We start from the raw sequence: 21,061 nt of genomic DNA on the forward strand, positions 1-21,061 counted from the left end.
GGGGTAGATGCACCGATACGGTGGTGCCGTCTTGCTGCACTGTAGCGCCGCGCCGCGCGTCTGCACAGCGGGGTTATTCCATTGCTCAACCATCCGTGTCGTTGTTGCTTCGCCTTGCCGTGCTACAGCACTGATCGTAGGCTTCGCGCCTGGACACGAATGATTTGGAAACAGAATGACGCTCAGGATGTGCCGTGGTTTGGAGTCGCCGCGCCCAGCAGACTGCGCACCACAGCCTCGCCCACTTTTATGCCGTCCACACCGGCCGACAGGATACCGCCGGCGTAGCTGGCCCCCTCGCCTGCGGGGTACAGGCCCGCGGTATTGAGGCTTTGCAGGTTCTCGCCCCGTCCCATCTTGAGCGGCGACGAGGTGCGCGTCTCCACGCCGGTGAGTACGGCGTCGTGCATGTCAAAACCCTTGATCTTGCGGCCGAATACCGGCAACGCCTCGCGCAAGGCCTCGATGGCGTAGCCGGGCAGGGCGGTGTGCAGGTCGCCCAGCAGCACGCCGGGCTGGTACGAAGGCTCCACGCCGCCCCATTGGCGCGAGGGCTTGCCCGCAATAAAGTCGCCTACCAATTGGCCCGGCGCGCTGTAGTCGCTGCCGCCCAGCACGTAGGCGTTGGATTCCAGCTGGCGCTGCAGCACGATACCGGCCAGCGGGTGGTACTGGCCTGCGCCAAGGGCTTCTGCTCCGTGCGTGGCGCCCAGTGTGGCCTCGAAGGCGGCCGGATCGGTGGGGTAGTCCTGCGGGTCGATGCCCACCACCATGCCGGCGTTGGCGTTGCGCTCATTGCGCGAATACTGGCTCATGCCGTTGGTCACGACGCGGCCGGGCTCGCTGGTGGCGGCCACCACGGTGCCCCCCGGGCACATGCAAAAGCTGTAGGCTGTGCGGCCATTGTGGGCGTGGTGTACCAGCTTGTAGTCGGCCGCGCCCAGCAGGGGGTGGCCCGCGTGGCGGCCCCAGCGCGCGCGGTCGATCACGCCTTGCGGGTGCTCGATGCGAAAACCGATGGAGAAGGGCTTGGCCTGCATGTGCACGCCGTGCTCGTACAGCATGGCAAAGGTGTCGCGGGCGCTGTGGCCCAGCGCCATCACCACATGGGACGCTGCCAGCTCGGTGGTCTCACCCGTGGCCTGGTTGAGCACCTTCAGGCCGCGCAAATGGCGCTGGCCCTGGGCGTCGTGCTCTATCACCACATCGGTCACGCGCTGCTCGAACCGCACCTCGCCGCCCAGCGCGATGATCTGCTCGCGCAGGCTTTCCACCACCTTCACCAGCTTGAAGGTGCCAATGTGCGGGTGCGCCGCATACAGAATTTCTTCGGGCGCTCCGGCCTTGACGAACTCGTGCATCACCTTGCGCCCCAGGTGGCGCGGGTCTTTGATCTGGCTGTAGAGCTTGCCGTCGCTGAACGTTCCGGCGCCACCTTCACCAAACTGCACATTGCTCTCGGCATGCAGCACGCGCTTGCGCCACAGGCCCCAGGTGTCCTTGGTGCGTTCGCGCACGCACTTGCCACGCTCGAGCACGATGGGCCGAAAACCCATCTGCGCCAGCACCAGCGCCGCAAAAATGCCACAGGGGCCAAAGCCGACGACGACGGGGCGCTCGGCCAGCGGGTTTGGTGCACGACCCACCGGTACCCAGGCCATGTCGGGCGTGGGCTGGATGTGTGGGTTGTCCGCGTGCCGGGCCAGTAGGGCCGCTTCGCTGGCCGTGTTGGCGAGGGTGATGTCCACGATGTACACCGCCAGCAGCGCCGCCTTGCGTGCGTCGAAACTGCGCTTGAAGACCTGCAGTGCAGCAATGTCGGCATCGGCCAACCCCAGCGCCTGGGCGGCATGGGTGTGCAGCGCGGCCTGCGGGTGGGTGTCGGGGCAGGAGGCCAGCGCGGACAGCGGCAGCCGGATTTCGGAGAGGCGGATCATGGGTTTGCAGGCCCGTGGTGATCGGGCAGGGCAATGGAAACGCCTGGATTTTACGGGCTGGTGTGATTTTGCACCGGTTGCTATTCAAACAATAGCTTCCAGCGCTTTATCCATAAGCGCTGGAGTCCATTTTCATCAAGATGGCAGAAAGCCTTCAACCGACAGGTAGCGCTCGCCCGTGTCGTAGTTGAAACCCAGCACGCGGCTGCCTGTGGGCAGTTCGGGGAGTTTTTGGGCGATGGCGGCCAGCGTCGCACCGGACGAGATACCGACCAGCATGCCTTCCTCGCGGGCGCTGCGGCGGGCGTATTCGCGGGCCGGTTCAGCGTCCACCTGGATGACGCCGTCGAGCAGGCTGACGTCGAGGTTCTTCGGGATAAATCCAGCGCCCAGGCCCTGCAGCGGGTGTGGCCCGGGCTGGCCACCAGAGATCACGGGCGAGAGCGTGGGCTCCACGGCAAACACCAAAAGCCGCGGAAATTGGGCCTTGAGCACGCGCGCCACACCGGTCAGGTGCCCCCCTGTGCCCACGCCGGTGATGAGTGCATCCAGTCCGCCCTGGAAGTCGGCCAGAATTTCCTGCGCCGTGGTACGCACATGCGCATCGATGTTGGCCGGGTTTTCGAACTGCTGGGGAATCCAGCTGCCAGGTGTCTGGGCCTTGAGCTCCTCGGCGCGGGCGATGGCGCCCTTCATGCCCTTTTCTTTGGGCGTCAGGTCAAAGCTGGCGCCGTAGGCCAGCATCAGGCGGCGGCGCTCGATGCTCATGCTGTCGGGCATCACCAGAATCAGCTTGTAGCCTTTGACGGCCGCCACGAGCGCCAGGCCGATGCCGGTGTTGCCCGAGGTGGGCTCGATGATGGTGCCGCCGGGCTTCAAGGCGCCCGATTTTTCAGCGTCTTCCACCATGGACAGGGCGATGCGGTCCTTGATTGAGCCACCGGGGTTGCTGCGCTCGGACTTGATCCAGACCTTTGCATCCGGCCCGAAGATGCGGTTGATGCGCACATGCGGCGTATTGCCAATGGTTTGCAGAATGTTGTCGACTTTCATAGCGTCTCCTGAAACGGGGTGAAAACAGTGGGGTTCATTCTGTCCCACTTGTTCTGCCCGTTTCGCCATATGGATATACCCGGTCGGGCGGCGCCCCTGCTGCGCCGGTTTTTTGGCTGCGGCTGGTGATTGTTGTGCCCGACATGCGCGCGGTGCGATTAAGGCTTGCGCCCGGTCATCAGGAACAGCGGATAGCCCCGACCATTGCTGTGCTGCAGCCGCAGGATTTCGCTGAACGCGATGTCCATCAACCCGGCCTGCTCGGCCAGCGCCTGCAAGGCCTCGGGTGCAAAACCGAAATGCTGCACGCCCTTGGCCTGGTTGTCGCCGTGAAAGCTGCCGTCCTCCTGGTACAGGTCCACCAGCGCAATGCGCCCGCCGCTGTGCAAGGCGGCGGCAAATGCGCGCAGCAGTGCTGCAGTGTCTGCCACGTGGTGCAGGGCCATGCAGCTCACGACGGCGTGGTATTGCCCTGGCAGGCCCGCAAAGATGTCCTGCTGCAGCGGGGTGATGTTGGCAAAACCCTTTTCATCCAGCACCTGCAGCATGGCGGCCGACATGTCCAGCGCCGTCACCTGCGCCACTTTGGGCGCAATGGGGGTGGACAGGAGCCCCGTGCCCGCCCCGAAATCGAGCACATGGTCGCTGGCCCGTAAGGGCAGTTGCGCCAGCAGGCGCTCGGGCACGGCGGCCAGTTGCTGCGACAGGGGGCGCTGATCCCAATCGCGGGCGGCGGCGTCGAAATGGGTGGGGGAGGGCGTGGTCATGGTGCTGTCGTGAGGGGCATGGAGTGAATGAAGGCTTGGGGTCAGCGATAATCGGCCCCGTGAAGCACGCCAGACCGCCGCTGGTGCAATCTGGGAAACCAGGCACTGGAGGAACGTCCGGACTGCACAGGACAGCGTAGCAGCTAACGGCTGCCCACCGTGAGGTGAGGATCAGAGCAACAGAGACGAGTCAGGTCGTTTTCAGCCACCAAGGGTGTTCTATGGGGGGGCCAGCGCAAGCTGGCGCCGGCTGGCGCAAGCCAGACGCTCAGGCGCAAGCCTGAAGCCCCATAGCCACCCAAGGCGCGGAACGCGACTTGGGTGAAACGGGCAATCTCTACGCGCAGCAATACCAAGTAGGCCAACGTTGATGTGGTTCCGCAGAGTTGGCGGGTAGGTAGCATCGAGCCGTGGTGGCGACACCCGGCCCAGAGTAATGGCGGTCACATTGCGGGCAACCGCAGTGCACAGAATCCGGCTTATCGGCGTGCTTCACACTTTACACACAAAAAATGACTCCAGCGCTTATGCAGTAAGCGCTGGTAGCTATCTTTTTCAATACATTTGCGGGCAGTACGGTGCCTGGCCCTGCTGCAGTTCGGTGGCGCGTTGGATGGTGTCCGGGTGGCTGCTCAGCAGCGACCAAACCGGGTGCGCCTTTGCGTCCGCACGGGCCTTGCCTTTGTCCGCCGCCGATGCGGGGGCGTCTGATTTCTTCGCTTGGGCTTCTTCCTCATGCGCCATGGCCAGCAGCAACTGGCCCATGGGTGCCGTGGGCAGGGCGGCGTGGCGCATCAGGCCGATGGCGTAGCAGTCGGCCTCGCGCTCGTGGCTGCGGCGGTAGTGCAGCCCCGTGAGCAGTGCGCTGCCCGTGGACACCATGGTCGACACATCGCCCAGCGCCAGCCCCAGGCCCATTTGCAGCACGCCCTGCTCCACCACCATGCGCGTGGTGTGGCGGTGCACCACATGGCCGATTTCGTGGGCCAGCACGCCCACCAGGGCATCGTCGGGCAGGCCCTTGTCGGCGGCGGCTTTGACGATGCCATCGGTCATCACGATCTTGCCGCCGGGCAGGGCAAAGGCGTTGGCCCCCATGCCCGCGCGAAATTCCAGCGACAGCGGCGGCCGGTAGCCGTGGTAACGGTGCAGCGAAGCGGGTGTTTGCCGCACCAGCGCATCCAACCGTGCCTTGAGTGCGTCTTGCCGCGCACGGGGCAACGTGCTGGGCTTGAGCGTGCCGTCGTCCATTTGCTGTAGCGCGCTTTGGGCCACGCTGGTTTCCCATGACAGCGGTACAAAGCGCGTGAGCTGCGTGGCTGCCCAGGGCGTGCCATAGCGGTAGAACAGGGCGAGGCCGACCACGGCGGCGAGTGCCACGCCCAGCAGCGCGGGCCAGCGGGTCTGCATGCGCTGGGCAATGCCGGGGCGGTTGCCCGCGGCGGCCAGGGCGGCACGCCACTGGGCCACGGCGTCGATCTCCACACTGCCGTGATCGCGCAGGTCCACCACCACGCGCAGGGGCGGGCGGCGTTCGTTCCAGGCTTCGGGCCAGTCGACCTGTGTGCTGGTAAACACCACGGGCGCCGCGCCCGGCGGCGACAGCGGGTGCAGCACCAGCGAGGGGCCTTGGGGCGTGGGCTGCAGGCCCACCACCACGGGCCGGGCCTTGCTGCTGCGCCCATCAAACCAGCGCCCAGGCAGCAGATCGCCAGGCGCGCTGGTGGATTCTGGAGAGGTGTTCACCGGGTTGTCTCCTCCACAAAGCCAGCGCGCCGACTGCCAAAGCTAGCGCGGCGCCATGCCAGGGCTCTCGCGCAAGGGCCGCCAGCATTCCCATGTACGGGCGCTGGGAGCGTCCCCCTGCCCGAATCGCGCAGCGATTCGAGAGCGGGGGGAAGGCGCCGCAGGGGGGTGTTCCCCATCACCCAATCAGATCGAGGCCTGCCGCATCGGCCAGCGCATCGCCCAGGCCGCCCTGCTGCTGGCGCACCATGCGGCCCGCCACCTGCTCCACGCCGCCCTTGACATGCGCTGTCACGGATTCCACCTTCATGCGGTATTCACTCACCCGCGCAAAGGGCCGGTACAGGCCCAGCGTGCACAGGGTGAGCAGCATGTTCTTGAGGCGCAACCACACATAGCCCGTACTGCGCAAATCGCACTTGAAACGCGCGATCTGGCCCACGCCGATGTTGTTCCACATCAACTGGAACATGCGGGCCTCGCGGTAGGCGCGGGCTGGGGCCGATGCAAGGAACAGCAAGAAGACGCCCGCCACGATGGCCACCATGAGGATCACGAACATCCACAGCCCCAGCTGCTTGCTGGCCGCCGCCGCCAGGGCGAGCGAGCCGCCCGCCAGCACGCTGACGAGCACGGAGATGAGGACCACGCACACGATGAATACCGCCACGGTGGCCAGCCAGACTTTCACGAAATCCATGTACACGGGTTTCCAGCGGCCCGGTTCGGCGCCCAGATGCGCACGCCGCACCAGCAGGCTTTTGTAGTTGTATTCGAGGCGGATGAAACACAGCACCGTGAGCACCAGTCCCAGCACCAGCAGGCCGCCCATGGCCGGTGTGAACGCGGGCATGCGCGGCTTGCGGATTTCTTCTTCGGCCGCTTGCAGCACGTCCGAGAGTTCGGGTGACAGCATCTGCAGGCCAAAGAAAACGCCAAACCACACCAGTGCCAGCGCAAACACCGGCCAGCTGGCAATGTAGACCTCTTTCCAGCTCGCGGTGAACTGCAGGCGCAGGCCGCGCCAGCGCGTGGCGCCCAGGCGAAAGCGCATGGCGCTGGCCCAGATGAAGGGTGCCAGCGCGGCACCGGCCAGCAAGAACAGGGCCACGGCCGTGTCCTGCCCGGTGTTGGCGGCGATGTTGTAGGCCAGCGTGATCAGTACCAGCAGCACAAAACCCTTGACCATCTTGCCCTGGGGGGCGGTGAACTCCAGCGGGCTGTCGGCGACCTGCGTGTGGCTGTAAAAATACTGCGCCGTGCGCCGCCGCGCCCAGGGCGTGTAAAAGCCCAGGGTGATGACGCTGAGCAGCACATTGACGATCCAGACGCGGAAATAATCGCCGCCGCTGCCGGTGAATTCCAGGGGATGCGTGTCGATGGTGTTCGCCGGGGCGCTGCTGCTGTTGCGTTGGTCCATGGTCTCTTTCCAGGGTGGCCGCGCAGTGTAGCAGTGGAGGGCAGGTTTTTAAGTCAAAAGTGCCTTCGCGGCGCATACATTCTGCGCAGGCAGCTATGGTTTTTGATGTCTGTGACCCAAGGCACCGCGCATCGCCCGCAACGCATGAACCCGGCGCGGCCCAGGCCAGCGGCCCCCGCGCAAGGGCCGCCCCGCCGCGCTGGGGGCGTCCCCCCTCCCGGCGAAGCCGAGAGAGGGGGGAAGGCGCGCAGCGCCACAGGGGGGTGTCAGAATTTTTCCCAAGGCTGCAGATAACGCCACTGGCCCTCGGGCACCTTGGCCAGGGGCACGCGCCCGATGCGGATGCGTTTGATCGCCATCACGCGCAGGCCGACGGCCTCGCACATGGCCGGGATCTGCCCGGGGCGGATGCCCTGCAGCGCAAAGCGCAGTTTGGTCTCGTTCTGCCAGCTCACCTTGATGGGCGGCAGCGGCCGGCCGTTGAATGTGAGGCCGTGGCACAGGCGCTTGAGGCCGTTCTCGGCGATCTGGCCCGCCACTTCCACAATGCACTCCTGCTCCAGCGTCTCGATGTCCTCCTGCAGCTTGCGCGCAATGCGCTTGTCCTGCGTGTACACCACCAGGCCGCTGGCGGGTGTGGGCAGGGGCGTAAAGCATTCGAGCTGTTTGAAGTGGCGCAGCAGCACCTGGATGTCGGAGGCATCCTCGGGCATGTGCGATGCGGCATTCAGCAGGCTAAGGGCTGCGGGCGCGCCCTGGCTGCGGCTGCTGTGCGCGGCGTGGCCCGCTTCCATGCCCAAGCCGGCTTCAAAGCCCGGCGGCTTGTGCAGCAGCAGGGTGACTGGGACCAGGTCGAACAGGCTGGCGCCCGGTGTCAGCAGTACGCGCTGGTGTGGCGCCACGCGGGCGCCGGGTACTTCGACGGTTTTGCCATCGACGCTGACGAAACCGCCTTCGATGTACTGCTCGGCGGTGCTGCGCGAGAGGCTGTGTTCGGCGGCCAGGCGCTTGGCCAGTCGTTGTGTTTCAGTCATATTGTTTGGTATGTCGCTCGCTGCCTATGAAACTGGCACGCTTGCGGCGTGGGCCGCCGTGCAAGGGCCGCCCCGCCGCACGGGCGGCGTCCCCCTGGGGGAAGACGCGCAGCGGCGCAGGGGGGTTAATCATTCCCAGGGCCCAGAGCGCGGATGCGTTCCACATGGGCGATCAGCGAGCGCTGGGCCACGGGCCAGATGCGCTGCGGCACGTCGGCGTAGGCATGCGCCACCCAGTCCTCCACACTGCCGTCCGGCAGGGCCTGCATGGCGGCGATGACCTTGGCCTCGCGTGCCAGTCGGTGCGCCTTGAGCTGGGCAATGGCCTGGCGGGCAAAGCCCAGCACGTAGCCGTGCGCGGGCAAGATGAATTCGACCCCGTGCTGCGCACACAGCGCATCGAGCGCGTCGAGCGAATCCAGGTAGTCGGCCATGTTGCCGTCGGGTGGGTCGACCACGGTGGTGCTGCCGTTGAGGATGTGGTCGCCGCTGAACAGCAGGGCATCTTCGACCAACAGCAGGCACAGGTGGTTGGCGGCATGGCCGGGCGTGTGCACTACCTGTAGGGTATGGGTAATTTTGCCATCTAGCGCTTTTCCAGTAAGCGTGAGTAGCTCTCCATTTTGTAGCGCACGCTCGGGCGTGAATTCGCTGGCTGCCCGTGCCGTGGGGGCCGAGGGCAGGCCCAGGATGGGCGGTGCAGCGCGCCCGGCCTGCACGCACAAGGCCTGCAGCGGTGCTGCGCCGGGCGAATGGTCGGGGTGCGAGTGGGTGCAGACGATCATGCGGATGTCGCCCCCCGCGGCGCGCCACAAGCGTTCGAGGTGCTGTGCGTCCTGCGGGCCGGGGTCTATGGCGATGTAGCCCGTGGCCGGGTCGCCCACCAGGTAGCTGTTGGTGCCGGGACCGGTCATCACGCCGGGGTTGGGTGCGGTCAGGCGCTGCAGGTTTTTCAAAAGCTGTACGGGGCGCTCGCTCTGCCAGTCCAGCGGGTGCACGATCTGCCCGTCGGGGCAAACCAGGGCCAGCTCGCCAAACGGCATTTCGTCTTCCATGTAGCGTGCCTCTTTGCCGGCCAGCAGGCCCGCACGCGGGCAGCTCGTCCACAACGGCGCCTCGCCCGCGCAGGCGGTCAGCACGGCCTGGGCGCTGTCGAAGCGTGCCAGGCGCTGCAGCGTGCGGATGGTTGGGAAAATCATGAAGAACTGGCCGGCCTCGTGCCGCTCCAGCGCCTCTTGCGGGCGCACCCACACGGGCTCGAACTGCTCGGATTCGTCGGCGACCGGGGTCTGGCCTTCGGGCATGCGCGCCACCAGAAAAGGCACGTCAAAGCGCTTGGGCAGGTCGCGGTCGGCGGTCCAGCGCGCCAGCACAAACACGCTGTCAGCCGCCAGCTGCAGGCCCCGGGCCTGGCACTGGGCGGCAAAGGGCGCGTGGCGGTTCAGCGCGGCAATGTCGTTGGCGCCCGCCATGCGGCCATCGGCGTGGCGCGCCAGCAGCACGCCCAGCTCCTCGAAACTCTCGCGGATGGCGGCAATGGCTTGGGTGAGGTGTTCGTCGCTCTGGCTGGGGCGGCGCGCTGCAGCGGCGTGCGTGGCGGGGTCGGCGTCCAGTGCGTCGATGCCTCCGCCTGGGAACACATAGGCGCCAGGCGCAAAGCTGGCTTGGGCCGAGCGCCGCGTCATCAGCACCTGCAGGCCGGGGGGCCCGCTCTCGGGCGGTGCGTCGCGCAGCAGCAGGACGGTGGCGGCGGAGAGGGGGCGAACGGGTTCGCGCTGCGGGTGCAGTTGCTGGCTGGGGCGTGTCATGGCTGCATTATGAGCATCCCCCTGAGCGGCTGCGCCGCTTCCCCCCGCTCTCGCATCGCTGCGCGCAGCGGGCAGGGAGACGCTCCCAGCGCCCGTACATGGGAATGCTGGCGGCCCTTGCGCGGGAGCCCTGGCCTGGGGCGCGCCAGTTGCGTGCGCTGTGGGCGATGCGTTTTTCAGTCGCGGGCAGGAATCGCCAGCCCGCGCTGCACTGCGGGCCGCTCCACAAACGCCGCCAGCGCGCGTTGCACCTGCGGGAACTGGTCAAACTCCACCAGTGCACCGGCTTCATAGAACCCGACCAGGTTGTGCACCCACGGGAAGGTGGCGATGTCGGCCACGGTGTAGTCCTGGCCCATGATCCAGTCGCGGCCCGTCAGGCGCTGCTCCAGCACGCCCAGCAGGCGCTTGGACTCGGCCACATAGCGGCCCAGCGGGCGTTTGTCTTCCCAATCCTTGCCGGCAAATTTGTTGAAGAACCCCAGTTGGCCAAACATGGGCCCTACGCCGCCCATTTGCCACATCAACCACTGCAGCGTGTGGTACCGCGCGGCGGGGTCTTGGGGCATGAAGCGCCCGCTCTTATCGGCCAGGTAGACCAGGATGGCGCCCGACTCGAACAGCGCCAGCGGCTGGCCGCCGGGGCCGTCGGGGTCGATGAGGGCGGGGATCTTGTTGTTCGGGTTGAGCGATAGAAACTCCGGCGACATCTGGTCGTTGCTGTCAAAGCGCACCAGATGCGGCTCGTAAGGCAGGCCGGTTTCCTCCAGCATGATCGAGGCCTTCACGCCATTGGGCGTGGGCAGTGAGTAGAGCTGGATGCGGTCCGGGTGCCGGGCGGGCCATTTGCGGGTGATGGGGAAGGAAGAGAGATCGTGCATGGCGGTTCCTTGGTGAAATCAGACCGGAAAAAATGCCCGGACATGGACAGCAGCCAGCCACGATAATCCAAGCCATGAAGATTCGCTTCACCAAAATGCAAGGCGCGGGCAACGATTTCGTCGTGCTCGACGAAACCCAGGGCCCGCTGGGCCTGACGACGGCCCAATACCGCTTTCTGGCCGACCGGCACTTTGGTGTCGGTGCCGACCAGATCCTCTCGGTGCGGCCATCGCCGGGCGAGGGGATCGACTTTGAATACGCCATACACAACGCCGACGGCAGCGAGGTGGAGCAGTGCGGCAACGGCGCACGCTGTTTTGCACGCTATGTGCGCGACAAGGGTTTGACCACGCGCGACACCATCCGGGTGCAGACGCTCTCGGGCGTGATTGCTCCCCAGCTCACCCCCGATGGCCGCGTGACGGTGGACATGGGTCACCCCGTGTTCGACCCGGCGCGCGTGCCGTTCGACGCATCAGGCCTTGCGCCCGTGTCCCAGGGTTCGGGGCAAAAATGGCCTCTAGCGCTTGATGCGCAAGCGCAACAAGCTACTGTTTTTGTAGCGATTGTGTCCATGGGTAACCCGCACGCCGTGCAACTGGTTCAGGATGTGGACACCGCGCCCGTGCTGCTGACCGGCCCGCTCATCGAGCGCCATGCGCGCTTTCCGCAGCGGGTCAACGCGGGGTTCCTGCAGGTGCTCGATCGCGAACATGTGCGCTTGCGCGTGTATGAGCGCGGCGCCGGTGAAACCCTGGCCTGCGGCACGGGTGCCTGCGCGGCCGTGGCGGCGGGTATCCGGCTGGGGCTGCTCGATGCGCGCGTGCATGTACAAACGCACGGCGGCTTGCTCACCATTGCCTGGAGCGGCGACGAGGCCGACTCCGTTTTCATGACCGGCCCGGCCACTACCGTGTTCGAAGGCCAGATCGACATCCCTGACGCACCATGAACCACATCCCTCCCATCACCGAAGAAGACATCGCCAACTTTCTGCTGAGCACACCCGGCTTCTTTGAACGCCACGCCGAGGTGCTGGCCAGCGTGCAGTTCACCAGCCCGCACGGCCAGCGCGCCGTGAGCCTGCAGGAGCGCCAGGCCGAAATGCTGCGCGAGAAGATCAAGGGGCTGGAACAGCGCGTGATGGAAATGGTGCGCAACAGCCACGAAAACGAGGCCATCGCCCAGAAGGTGCACCAGTGGACCGGCTCCCTGCTGCAGGTGCGCGACCCCATCGACCTGCCGCCTGCCGTGGTGGATGGCGTATGCGCCTTGTTCGACGTGCCGCTGGCCGCCGTGCGCGTGTGGGGGGTGTCGGGCGCCTACATCGACTGCGACTTTGCCCTGGGCGCGAGTGAAGATGCCCAGGCCTTTGCTTCGTCGCTCACCATGCCGTTTTGCGGCCCCAATCTGGGGTTCGAGCCGGCCGGTTGGCTGGCGCAAGCGCCGGGAGAGACCGCCCAGTCCATTGCCTTGCTGCCGCTGCGCGTGGGCGCCATCGACAGCGCGACGCCCGCCTTTGGCCTCTTGGTGCTGGGCTCGCCCGACCCGCAGCGCTTTGACGCCACCATGGGGACCGACTTTCTCTCACGCATGTCCGAGCTGGCCAGCGCTGCGCTGCAGCGGCTGAAATGAAGCCCCCCCTGCGTCGCCTGTGGCGCACTCCCCTCCAAGGGGGACGACGCCCTTGCTGCGGGGCGGCCCTGGCTCCGCGTCCCGCGCTGGAGCTGCACCCGATGCGGCGGCCCTGCGCTGTGGCGTGTGCTGACAGCCCGGTGTTCTTTGTGGTGGGTTGAGCCCATGCCCGACGCGCTGGCCACACCGCCGCCCACCGACCCGCTGGTGCTGCGCTACCTGGAGCATGTGCGCGTCGAAAAGCGCCTGGCCGCGCGCACGCTGGTGTTGTACACGCTGGATCTGGATCGGTTGGCGCGCCATGCCGCCCAGGCGGGGGTGCCGCTATTGCAATTGCAGGCCGCCCACATCCGCCGCTTTGTGGCGCAGATGCACGGCAGCGGGCGCAGCGGGCGCGGTATCGCGCTCATTCTTTCGGGCTGGCGCGGTTTCTTCGTCTGGGCCGCGCGCCAGGGGCTGACAGGGCACAACCCCGTGCAGGACGTGCGCGCCCCCAAAGCCCCCAAGCCCTTGCCCAAGGCGCTGGGCGTGGACGACGCGGTGCGCCTGTCCGACTATGCCGAAAGTGGCGCCGACCCCTGGCTGGAGGCGCGCGATATTGCCATGGTCGAATTGCTCTACGGCTGCGGCCTGCGCGTGGGCGAACTGGTGGGGCTGGACGCCGCCCCCGGCCCCGATACCGAGCGCCTGGGCCGGGGTTGGATCGACTTGCAGGGCGCCGAGGTCCATGTGTTGGGCAAGGGCAGCAAGCGCCGCAGTCTGCCCGTGGGCGGCGCGGCGCTGCAGGCGCTGCAGGCCTGGCTGCAGCTGCGCGCCACACCCTTTGCGCCTGGCGCGCTGGATGCGGCCTTGTTCGTGGGCCAGCGCGGCAAGCGGCTGTCGGCGCAGTCGGTCTGGCTGCGCCTGCGCCAGCGCAGCGGGCAGGCCGGGCTGACCACGCCGGTGCACCCGCACATGCTGCGCCACTCGTTTGCCAGCCACCTGCTGCAATCGAGCGGTGACCTGCGCGCCGTGCAGGAACTGCTGGGGCACGCCAGCATCACCACAACGCAGGTGTATACGCGGCTGGATTACCAGCACCTGGCCAAGGTGTACGACCAGGCCCACCCCCGCGCGCGGCGCAAATAGCTATTGAAGTGATAGCGTTTTCCGCTTTGTCCATGAGCTTTGGAGCGCAAATGCCTTGAGAGCTGCAGGCCTCGCAGCGCCAGGGGCTTGACAGCTCCGCTACAGTCTCCCTATCTTTTTGCCATCACCGTACTGCGCTCGGGCGGGTGCGGCGGTCGTCTTTCATTTCAAGGCCTTCCATGTCTCTCATTCCTGCCACCATCCTGACCGGCTTTCTGGGCTCGGGCAAAACCACGCTGCTCAAGCGCCTGCTGAGCGAAGCCCACGGGCAGAAAATTGCTGTGATCGAGAACGAGTTCGGTGAAGAAAACATCGACACCGACATTCTCGTGACCGACTCCAAGGAGCAGATCGTGCAGATGAGCAACGGCTGCATCTGCTGCACCATTCGCGAAGACTTGCGCGAGACGCTGCAACTGCTGGCCGCCAAAAAGCGCAAGGGGCTCCTGGATTTCGACCGCATCGTGATCGAAACCACCGGCCTGGCCGATCCTGGCCCTGTGGCGCAGACGTTCTTCATGGACGAAGAGATCGCCGAGACCTACCTGATCGACTCCATCATCACGCTGGTCGATGCCAAGCACGCTGCCCAGCAGCTCAACGACCGCCAGGAGGCGCGTCGCCAGGTGGGGTTTGCGGACCAGATCTTCCTGTCCAAGACCGAGTTGGTCAGCCAGGAAGAAACCGATGCGCTGATCCACCGGCTCAAACACATGAACCCGCGTGCGCCCATCAAGGCCGTGCATTTTGGCGAGGTGCCCATTGCCGAGGTGCTGGACCTGCGGGGCTTCAACCTCAACACCAAGCTCGACATCGACCCCGAATTCCTCCAGGAAGAAGAGGCCCACAGCCACCATGGCCACGGGCATGAACACCACGACCATGCGCATGGTGAACACTGCAACCACCCGTCGCACCAGCACGGCCATGGCCACCACCATCACCACGACGATGACGTCAAGAGCTTTGTCTACCGCTCGGACCGCCCCTTCGACCCTGCCAAGCTGGAGGATTTTCTGGGCGCCATCGTCAATATCTATGGCCCGCGCATGCTGCGTTACAAGGGGGTGCTGAACATGGTGGGTACCGAGCGGAAGGTCATTTTTCAGGGCGTGCACCAACTCATGGGCAGCGACCTGGGGCCGCAGTGGGCGCAAGACGAGGCGCGCCAGAGCCGCATGGTGTTCATCGGCATCGACCTGCCGCGCGATATCCTGGAACAGGGCCTGGACCGCTGTCTTGCCTGAAGTCAAGAATACGCACTGCGTTGATCGCACCGGGGTATGTGGGTAATGAGCAACGCAGTGCCCACAGTCAGCCGGTGTCGATACAATCGCGCCCCGGTGAACACAAGGGCATACTATTCACCCTCCCGCCAGCGCTCCATCTGTGCTGTTGCGGGTTGCCCGAACCGCGAGGAGACCTGAATTGAAAGCTGAAACCAGCAAAACCAAGGCACCCGCCAAAACCTCTGCGGCCGCCGCTAAGCCGGTAGCCGCCAAGGCGCCGGCCAAGGTGATTGAACCCGTGGCGCCCGTGGCCGCCGGACAGGTGCCCGCACGCAGTACTCGACCTTCTTCGCGTCTGGCCCAATTGACCGTACCATCCATGGCGCAGTCTGTTGCATCAACGGCTGCCAAAGCGAGCTACACGAATACCATGCCCACGACCATGCAAGTGTCCCCGTCTCTGGCCTCCATCAAGAAGGATGTCAAGCTGGCGAACAACTGGAAAACCAAGTCTGTTGAGGAACTGACCGACGCGGAAGTGTTGGCCATGCCCGACGACGAGTACATGAACGACAAGCAGATGGCGTTTTTCCGCCATAAGCTGGTGCTGCTCAAGCAAGACATACACGCCAACGCCGGAGAGACCACCGAGCACCTGCGCGAGGACACCGTGGTCGTGCCCGACCCGGCCGACCGCGCCACCATCGAAGAGGAGCACGCGCTGGAATTGCGCACACGCGACCGCGAGCGCAAGCTGCTCAAGAAGATCGAGCAGTCGATTGGCCGTATCGACGCCGGTGACTACGGTTACTGCGACGAGACGGGTGAGCCCATTGGCGTGGGCCGCCTTCTGGCGCGACCCACGGCCACCTTGTCGCTCGAAGCGCAGCAGCGCCGCGAGCTTAAACAGAAGATGTTTGGCGATTGAGCTTGCGCGAGAAAACCGTGCGCCATTGAGAACCAGACCACCACCATGAGCAAGGAAGACACCCCCTCCGGCGGCGGCCTCCTGTCCAAGGTGGTGCGGTTTGTGCGCAACCCGACCGTCAGCTGGACGGATCTGGACTCTATCCAGGAAGACAAGGAGAGCCAGTACAGCAAGCAGATGCTCAAGGAGATGATCGAGCGCAAGCGTCGCAACGACTTCGTGCGCCGCCGGGAGTTCGATCAGCTGCGCAAGCTGCGCCAACGCGACACCCTGACGGGCCAGCGGGTCGAAGACCCTGCCGCCCGTCCTTCATTTTTCCAGAGCAGCCTCACTTCACCTGGCGAACGCGCGGTGACGATCAAGAAGATCGACGAAATCGAAGCACAGATGTCGATGCAGTGGTGGAAAAGCAAGCAGAATGGCGATACCTCTACGCCTCCTGCGCAGGATGCAGGCAGTGCGCAGCAGGCGGCCCAGGCTTTTGCACCCACAGCTCCCTTGTCTCTGCCAGCGGCTCTGGCGCCCCAGGCCGGTGCAGAGCCGCTGTTTGCCAACGACAGTATGACCATCGCGGGGTTTGGCAATGTCTCCTCGCAGGTGTTGACCGGAGCCCCCAGCCCGCCGCCCGCCCGCCCGCCCGGCCCACCCGGCCCACCCGCCGCGCCCGTGTCCGCATCGGCACCCGAAATGGAGGAATTCGTGCACGAACCCGACTTGGAAGAAGCAGCCATCCGTTTTGCCAATGGCGACCATGCCGGCGCAGAGGCAGGCCTGCTCGAAGTGCTGGAACGGCACGCGCAGGACGCTGCAGAGCATCAGTTTGAGATCTGGATGACGCTGTTCGACCTGTACCGCGCCACTGGTCAGCAGGAGCGCTTTGATACCCTAGCGATTGATTTTGCTGCCCGTTTTTCGCGCTCTGCGCCCCTGTGGTTCTCCATGCCTGAGCAGCTCGGCCTGGAAACCGTGGTGCAGGACACGCCCGCGCCCGCACGCCGTGACTTCCACTGGAACGCTCCACCGGCGCTCACGCTCCAATCGGTCGCCGCGCTGCAGGCTTCGCTCGCTCGGGCGGCTTCGCCCTGGACACTGACCTGGTCGCGCATCGCCAGCATCGACGATGCCGCCTTGACGGCATTGGCCAACGAGTTCGCCCGCTGGGCGGGGCAGGATGCACAAATCGTTTTTGTGGGCGCTGATGTGCTGCAGGCACTGATGGAAGCGAATACCCAGTCGGGTGACCGCAACACCAATCCCGAATGGTGGCGCCTGCGCATGGAGGCGCTGCGCTTTATGGGGCGGCCCGATGAGTTTGAGATGGTGGCGCTCGACTACTGCGTGACCTATGAAGTCTCCCCCCCTTCCTGGGTGCCGCCGCGTTGTGGTTACAGCGATGCTGCGCTGAACGCCGAACCCGCGCCCCCGCCGGCTCCTGTGCAGGGACTGGTTGCACGGCCTCACTGGAAGGACTCCACCACGCCTGCGCCTCTGACCGGATTTGGCGACTCGCGGCCGCCGCTGGCGGGTTTGTCGGGCCATATCGAAGGCGATGCAGGTCCTTTGCTGGAGGGGCTGGAGGAACTGGTGCCCGCAGGAGAGCCCATTTTTATTCCCTGCGACCGCCTGATCCGCATCGATTTTTCGGCGGCCGGCTCGGTGCTCAACTGGGCTGCGCAGCAGCAGGGCCAGGGGCGGGTGGTGCAGTTCATCAACCTGCACCGTTTGGTGGCTGTGTTCTTCAACGTGGTGGGCGTCAGCGAGCACGCCTGGGTCGTTCCTCGCAAGGATTGAAGGCGTGGACGATGGCGGGCTGTGGGGCTTGTAATTGCGCCCATCGCCCGCACCTGCTGGCGCTATGACTTCATCCAGCTCCTCCCCGGTGTTTCACGGCACCACCATCATCAGCGTGCGCCGCCAGACACCCGACGGCGTGCAGGTTGCCATTGGCGGCGATGGCCAGGTTACCCTGGGCAACATCGTCGTCAAGGGCACAGCGCGCAAGGTGCGCAAACTCCACCACGGCAAGGTGCTCGCGGGTTTTGCCGGCGCTACGGCCGATGCATTCACACTGTTCGAGCGCTTCGAGGCCAAGCTGGACAAACACCAGGGCCATCTGGTGCGTGCTGCCATCGAGCTGACCAAGGACTGGCGCACCGACCGCGTGCTGCGCCGCCTCGAAGCCATGCTGGCCGTGGCCGACCTGGAGGCGTCGCTCATCATCACCGGCAATGGCGACGTGCTGGAGCCCGAGCAGGGCATTGTGGCGATTGGATCGGGCGGTGCTTACGCGCACTCGGCTGCCAAGGCGCTGCTGCAGAACACCGATCTGTCGGCCGAGGAAATCGTGCGCAAGTCGCTGGGGATTGCGGGGGAGTTGTGCATCTACACCAACATGCACCACACCATCGAGACGCTGTAACGGTGTATTTTGATATATTTTTGATAGCTGCAGGCGCTTTCTACATAAGCGTTCGAAGGCTATTTCTCTTGAAGAATTGCCCATGTCCTCCATGACCCCCCAGGAAATCGTCTCCGAACTCGACCGGCACATCGTGGGCCAGGCGTCCGCCAAGCGTGCGGTGGCCATCGCACTGCGCAACCGCTGGCGCCGCCAACAGGTGCAGGAGCCCCTGCGCCACGAGATCACGCCCAAAAATATTCTCATGATCGGTCCCACGGGGGTCGGCAAGACCGAGATCGCCCGCCGTCTGGCGCGCCTGGCCGATGCGCCCTTCATCAAGGTCGAGGCCACCAAATTCACCGAGGTGGGCTACGTGGGCAAGGATGTGGACGCCATCATCCGTGACCTGATGGAAGTGGCCGTCAAGCAAGAGCGCGAGGTCCAGGTGCGCCAGGTTCGCACACGTGCCGAGGACGCAGCAGAAGAGCGCATTCTTGATGTGCTGGTTCCCACGGCGCGCACCCCAGGCAGCGAGCCCCCCGCCGATAGCACGGCGCGCCAGGTTTTTCGCAAGAAACTGCGCGAAGGGCAGCTCGACGACAAGGACATCGAGATTGACCTGGCCGAATCCCGGCCGCAGCTTGAAATCATGGGGCCCTCAGGCATGGAGGAGATGGCCGAGCAGTTGCGCGGCGTCTTCAGTCAGATGGGCCAGGGCAAGCGCCAGGTACGCAAGCTCACGATTGCCGAGGCGCGCCGCCTGCTCATCGAGGAGGAGGCTGGCAAATTGGTCAATGAGGAAGAGATCAAGCTGCGGGCCGTGCGCAGCGCCGAGCAGAACGGCATGGTTTTCATTGACGAAATCGACAAGGTCACTGCCCGCCAGGAGACCAGTTCCGCTGATGTTTCCCGCCAGGGTGTCCAGCGCGACCTGCTGCCCCTGGTGGAAGGCACTACCGTGTCCACCAAGTACGGCATGGTCAAGACGGACCACATTCTGTTCATCGCCTCGGGTGCATTCCACCTGTCCAAGCCCAGCGACCTGATTCCCGAACTCCAGGGGCGGTTTCCGATCCGCGTGGAGCTCGATTCCCTGTCGGTGCAGGACTTCGAGGCCATCCTCATGCAGACCGACGCCTCGCTGGTACTGCAGTACAAAGCCTTGCTAGCCACCGAGGGCGTCACGCTCGACTTCACGGCCGAAGGCATCACGCGGCTGGCCAGTATTGCCTTCGAGGTGAACGAGCGCACCGAAAACATTGGTGCACGGCGCTTGTCCACCGTGATGGAGCGCCTGCTCGACGAAGTCAGCTTCGACGCCGCACACCGCTCGGGCCAGACGGTCACCGTGGACGCCGCCTATGTCGATGCGCGGCTGCAGGCCCTGAGCCAGGACGAAGACCTGTCGCGCTACATCCTCTGACGCAAACGACCCGGGATTTTGTTGCCCCGGGCCTGGGTCGTTGGATCGGGCAAGATCGGCAATTGCCTCAGGTGTTACTTTCATTGGCGTGTCTAACTGCTTTCTGCATAACGGTTTTTACTGTTCGCAGACTTGCAGACTCGCGCCTAAGTCCTTGATTTCATTGCAAGAAGATGTTGCAAGCCCCCTTGTTGAACAGGCTTTTCCTGCTACAGTGCAAAAAAGTGCAATTTAGTGGTGAAAAGTGCCGTCCGCCCCCGCGTTGGGGGTTTGTGCCGGGTTTATCGAACAGCAAGGGGTTGGGACCGTGTTTCAAGGGGCTTCTTCGCTCAGTCTGGATGCGAAGGGTCGGCTTTCTGTGCCGACCCGGCATCGTGACGTCCTGAGCGCGACCGCCTCCGGCATGCTCACCATCACCCGGCACCCGCACGGCTGCCTGATGGTGTTCCCGCGCCCCGAGTGGGAAAAATTCCGCGAACGCATTGCGCAGCTGCCCATGTCGGCACAAGGCTGGAAGCGCATCTTCATGGGCTACGCGATGGATGTGGACATGGATGCCACGGGCCGGGTGCTGGTCTCTCCTGAGCTGCGCCAGGCCGCCAGCATCACCAAGGAAGCCATTCTGCTGGGCATGGGCAACCACCTGGAGCTGTGGGACAAGGGCGCCTACGAGGCCCAGGAAGCCAAGGCCATGCAGGACGCGATGCCCGATGTTTTCAGTGACTTTTCGTTCTGAGGGCGTACGGTGACCGGCCAGTCCTTACACACCACGGTGCTGCTCGAAGAAGCGGTCGACGCATTGCTGGGCGGCGCAGGCGATGCACCGGCCGGTACCTGGATCGACGCCACCTTTGGCAGGGGAGGGCATTCGCGGCGGATCCTCTCACGGCTCTCGCCGCAGGGGTGTCTGCTGGCGTTCGACAAGGACCCCGAAGCCATTCAAGAAGCAGCGCGCATCCCGGATGCGCGCTTTTCCATTCGGCACGAGGGATTTCGCCACCTGGCGGATTTACCGCCCGCCAGTGCCGCGGGTGTGCTCATGGATCTGGGCGTGAGTTCACCGCAGATCGACACCCCGGAGCGGGGTTTCAGTTTTCGTTTCGACGGTCCGCTGGACATGCGCATGGACACCACGCGTGGTCAAAGCGTGGCCGAGTGGTTGGCGGACGCCGAAGTAGGGCAGATTGCGGAGGTGATACGTGAATATGGTGAAGAACGGTTTGCTGGCCCCATTGCAAAGGCGATTGTTGCTCGGCGGCAGGAAAGGGGGCCTCTCGCAACCACTGCAGAACTGGCCGATCTCGTGGCTGGCACGGTCAAAACCCGCGAGCAGGGCCAGAACCCTGCAACGCGCACATTTCAGGCTCTTCGGATTTTCATCAACGCCGAACTTGAAGAGTTGCAACAGGCGCTAGAAGCCAGCCTGCAGGTGCTGCAGCCAGGCGGGCGCTTGGTGGTCATCAGCTTTCATTCGCTGGAAGACCGCATCGTCAAGCAGTTCATCGCCTTGCATTCCAAAGAGGTGTTCGACCGCCGTGCTCCGTTTGCCGTGCCCCAGCCCATGCGGCTCAGGGCGCTCGATCGCATCAAACCGGGCGCAGCGGAGGTTGCGGCCAATCCGCGCGCGCGCAGTGCGGTCATGCGCGTGGCTGAGCGTACCGAGGTCTGAG

18 protein-coding genes and 1 other RNA gene are annotated in these 21,061 nt (G+C 65.0%); 11 read left to right on the forward strand and 8 right to left on the reverse strand.

Features of this window, described 5'->3' with window-relative positions:
* Positions 1-182: 182 nt before the first annotated feature.
* The 3 genes from C8D04_RS17355 to C8D04_RS17365 form a co-directional block, all read right to left on the reverse strand.
* The gene (locus C8D04_RS17355) at positions 183-1,937 is read right to left on the reverse strand and encodes an FAD-dependent protein (protein WP_116002748.1); all 1,755 of its coding nucleotides are present in this window, start codon (positions 1,935-1,937) and stop codon (positions 183-185) included.
* A gap of 135 nt (positions 1,938-2,072) precedes the next feature.
* Positions 2,073-2,990 carry a cysteine synthase A gene (gene cysK, locus C8D04_RS17360; protein ID WP_116002749.1) on the reverse strand — a complete coding sequence of 306 codons (918 nt, stop codon included), beginning with the start codon at positions 2,988-2,990 and terminating at the stop codon, positions 2,073-2,075.
* Positions 2,991-3,148: 158 nt separating this feature from the next.
* Positions 3,149-3,757: a methyltransferase domain-containing protein gene (locus tag C8D04_RS17365; RefSeq protein ID WP_116002751.1), complete on the reverse strand. Its 609-nt coding sequence runs from the start codon at positions 3,755-3,757 to the stop codon at positions 3,149-3,151.
* A gap of 61 nt (positions 3,758-3,818) precedes the next feature.
* Here C8D04_RS17365 and rnpB point away from each other — a divergent pair.
* Positions 3,819-4,255, forward strand: an RNA gene (rnpB, locus tag C8D04_RS17370) — RNase P RNA component class A.
* Positions 4,256-4,312: 57 nt separating this feature from the next.
* On the opposite strand, the gene C8D04_RS17375 is transcribed toward rnpB, so the two are convergent.
* The 5 genes from C8D04_RS17375 to C8D04_RS17395 all read right to left on the reverse strand — a co-directional run bounded on the left by C8D04_RS17375 (position 4,313) and on the right by C8D04_RS17395 (position 10,646).
* Positions 4,313-5,503, reverse strand: coding sequence for a M48 family metallopeptidase (locus C8D04_RS17375; protein ID WP_116002753.1), 1,191 nt, complete (start codon positions 5,501-5,503; stop codon positions 4,313-4,315).
* A 178-nt stretch (positions 5,504-5,681) separates the two neighbouring features.
* Positions 5,682-6,923, reverse strand: a complete 1,242-nt coding sequence (locus tag C8D04_RS17380) for a YjgN family protein (RefSeq protein WP_116002754.1) — start codon at positions 6,921-6,923, stop codon at positions 5,682-5,684.
* Between the two features lie 266 nt (positions 6,924-7,189).
* A complete protein-coding gene (locus C8D04_RS17385; RefSeq protein ID WP_116002756.1) occupies positions 7,190-7,957 on the reverse strand; it encodes an rRNA pseudouridine synthase in 768 nt (255 codons plus the stop codon).
* Between the two features lie 125 nt (positions 7,958-8,082).
* Positions 8,083-9,765, reverse strand: a complete 1,683-nt coding sequence (locus C8D04_RS17390; RefSeq protein WP_116002758.1) for an MBL fold metallo-hydrolase — start codon at positions 9,763-9,765, stop codon at positions 8,083-8,085.
* Between the two features lie 176 nt (positions 9,766-9,941).
* Positions 9,942-10,646 carry a glutathione S-transferase N-terminal domain-containing protein gene (locus C8D04_RS17395; RefSeq protein WP_116002760.1) on the reverse strand — a complete coding sequence of 235 codons (705 nt, stop codon included), beginning with the start codon at positions 10,644-10,646 and terminating at the stop codon, positions 9,942-9,944.
* Between the two features lie 74 nt (positions 10,647-10,720).
* Here C8D04_RS17395 and dapF point away from each other — a divergent pair, with 74 nt between their 5' ends.
* The 10 genes from dapF to rsmH all read left to right on the forward strand — a co-directional run bounded on the left by dapF (position 10,721) and on the right by rsmH (position 21,060).
* Entirely contained in the window at positions 10,721-11,599 is an 879-nt protein-coding gene (dapF, locus tag C8D04_RS17400; protein WP_116002762.1) for a diaminopimelate epimerase, read from the forward strand.
* A complete protein-coding gene (locus C8D04_RS17405) occupies positions 11,596-12,282 on the forward strand; it encodes a DUF484 family protein (RefSeq protein ID WP_116002764.1) in 687 nt (228 codons plus the stop codon). The genes dapF and C8D04_RS17405 overlap by 4 nt, the downstream gene beginning before the upstream one ends.
* 165 nt (positions 12,283-12,447) lie before the next feature.
* A complete protein-coding gene (locus C8D04_RS17410) occupies positions 12,448-13,410 on the forward strand; it encodes a tyrosine recombinase XerC (RefSeq protein WP_116002766.1) in 963 nt (320 codons plus the stop codon).
* A 179-nt stretch (positions 13,411-13,589) separates the two neighbouring features.
* Entirely contained in the window at positions 13,590-14,657 is a 1,068-nt protein-coding gene (locus C8D04_RS17415; RefSeq protein ID WP_116002768.1) for a GTP-binding protein, read from the forward strand.
* A gap of 181 nt (positions 14,658-14,838) precedes the next feature.
* Positions 14,839-15,567 (forward strand): RNA polymerase-binding protein DksA, encoded by a 729-nt coding sequence (gene dksA / locus C8D04_RS17420; protein ID WP_116002769.1) that lies wholly within the window; start codon positions 14,839-14,841, stop codon positions 15,565-15,567.
* A gap of 45 nt (positions 15,568-15,612) precedes the next feature.
* Positions 15,613-17,358, forward strand: coding sequence for an STAS domain-containing protein (locus C8D04_RS17425; protein ID WP_116002771.1), 1,746 nt, complete (start codon positions 15,613-15,615; stop codon positions 17,356-17,358).
* Between the two features lie 64 nt (positions 17,359-17,422).
* Complete coding sequence (gene hslV / locus C8D04_RS17430) at positions 17,423-17,986, forward strand: ATP-dependent protease subunit HslV (protein WP_116002773.1); 564 nt, start codon at positions 17,423-17,425, stop codon at positions 17,984-17,986.
* A gap of 82 nt (positions 17,987-18,068) precedes the next feature.
* On the forward strand, positions 18,069-19,391 hold the full coding sequence (hslU, locus tag C8D04_RS17435) for an ATP-dependent protease ATPase subunit HslU (RefSeq protein WP_116002774.1): 1,323 nt from the start codon (positions 18,069-18,071) through the stop codon (positions 19,389-19,391).
* Positions 19,392-19,698: 307 nt separating this feature from the next.
* A complete protein-coding gene (gene mraZ / locus C8D04_RS17440) occupies positions 19,699-20,127 on the forward strand; it encodes a division/cell wall cluster transcriptional repressor MraZ (RefSeq protein ID WP_116002776.1) in 429 nt (142 codons plus the stop codon).
* A 9-nt stretch (positions 20,128-20,136) separates the two neighbouring features.
* Positions 20,137-21,060 carry a 16S rRNA (cytosine(1402)-N(4))-methyltransferase RsmH gene (gene rsmH / locus C8D04_RS17445; RefSeq protein WP_116002778.1) on the forward strand — a complete coding sequence of 308 codons (924 nt, stop codon included), beginning with the start codon at positions 20,137-20,139 and terminating at the stop codon, positions 21,058-21,060.
* Position 21,061 lies beyond the last annotated feature (1 nt).

Origin of the sequence: Simplicispira sp. 125 (genome assembly GCF_003096555.1) — a bacterium.
Taxonomy (GTDB): Bacteria; Pseudomonadota; Gammaproteobacteria; order Burkholderiales; family Burkholderiaceae_C; genus Simplicispira.

Excerpts from the sequence above, each read along its gene's own strand:
- C8D04_RS17410 (WP_116002766.1), top strand. The coding sequence starts at position 12,448 with ATGCCCGACGCGCTGGCCACACCGCCGCCCACCGACCCGCTGGTGCTG.
- hslV (WP_116002773.1), top strand. The coding sequence starts at position 17,423 with ATGACTTCATCCAGCTCCTCCCCGGTGTTTCACGGCACCACCATCATC.
- C8D04_RS17405 (WP_116002764.1), top strand. The coding sequence starts at position 11,596 with ATGAACCACATCCCTCCCATCACCGAAGAAGACATCGCCAACTTTCTG.
- C8D04_RS17365 (WP_116002751.1), bottom strand. The coding sequence starts at position 3,757 with ATGACCACGCCCTCCCCCACCCATTTCGACGCCGCCGCCCGCGATTGG.
- C8D04_RS17395 (WP_116002760.1), bottom strand. The coding sequence starts at position 10,646 with ATGCACGATCTCTCTTCCTTCCCCATCACCCGCAAATGGCCCGCCCGG.
- C8D04_RS17355 (WP_116002748.1), bottom strand. The coding sequence starts at position 1,937 with ATGATCCGCCTCTCCGAAATCCGGCTGCCGCTGTCCGCGCTGGCCTCC.
- hslU (WP_116002774.1), top strand. The coding sequence starts at position 18,069 with ATGTCCTCCATGACCCCCCAGGAAATCGTCTCCGAACTCGACCGGCAC.
- cysK (WP_116002749.1), bottom strand. The coding sequence starts at position 2,990 with ATGAAAGTCGACAACATTCTGCAAACCATTGGCAATACGCCGCATGTG.
- C8D04_RS17380 (WP_116002754.1), bottom strand. The coding sequence starts at position 6,923 with ATGGACCAACGCAACAGCAGCAGCGCCCCGGCGAACACCATCGACACG.
- dapF (WP_116002762.1), top strand. The coding sequence starts at position 10,721 with ATGAAGATTCGCTTCACCAAAATGCAAGGCGCGGGCAACGATTTCGTC.
- C8D04_RS17390 (WP_116002758.1), bottom strand. The coding sequence starts at position 9,765 with ATGACACGCCCCAGCCAGCAACTGCACCCGCAGCGCGAACCCGTTCGC.
- C8D04_RS17415 (WP_116002768.1), top strand. The coding sequence starts at position 13,590 with ATGTCTCTCATTCCTGCCACCATCCTGACCGGCTTTCTGGGCTCGGGC.
- C8D04_RS17425 (WP_116002771.1), top strand. The coding sequence starts at position 15,613 with ATGAGCAAGGAAGACACCCCCTCCGGCGGCGGCCTCCTGTCCAAGGTG.
- C8D04_RS17385 (WP_116002756.1), bottom strand. The coding sequence starts at position 7,957 with ATGACTGAAACACAACGACTGGCCAAGCGCCTGGCCGCCGAACACAGC.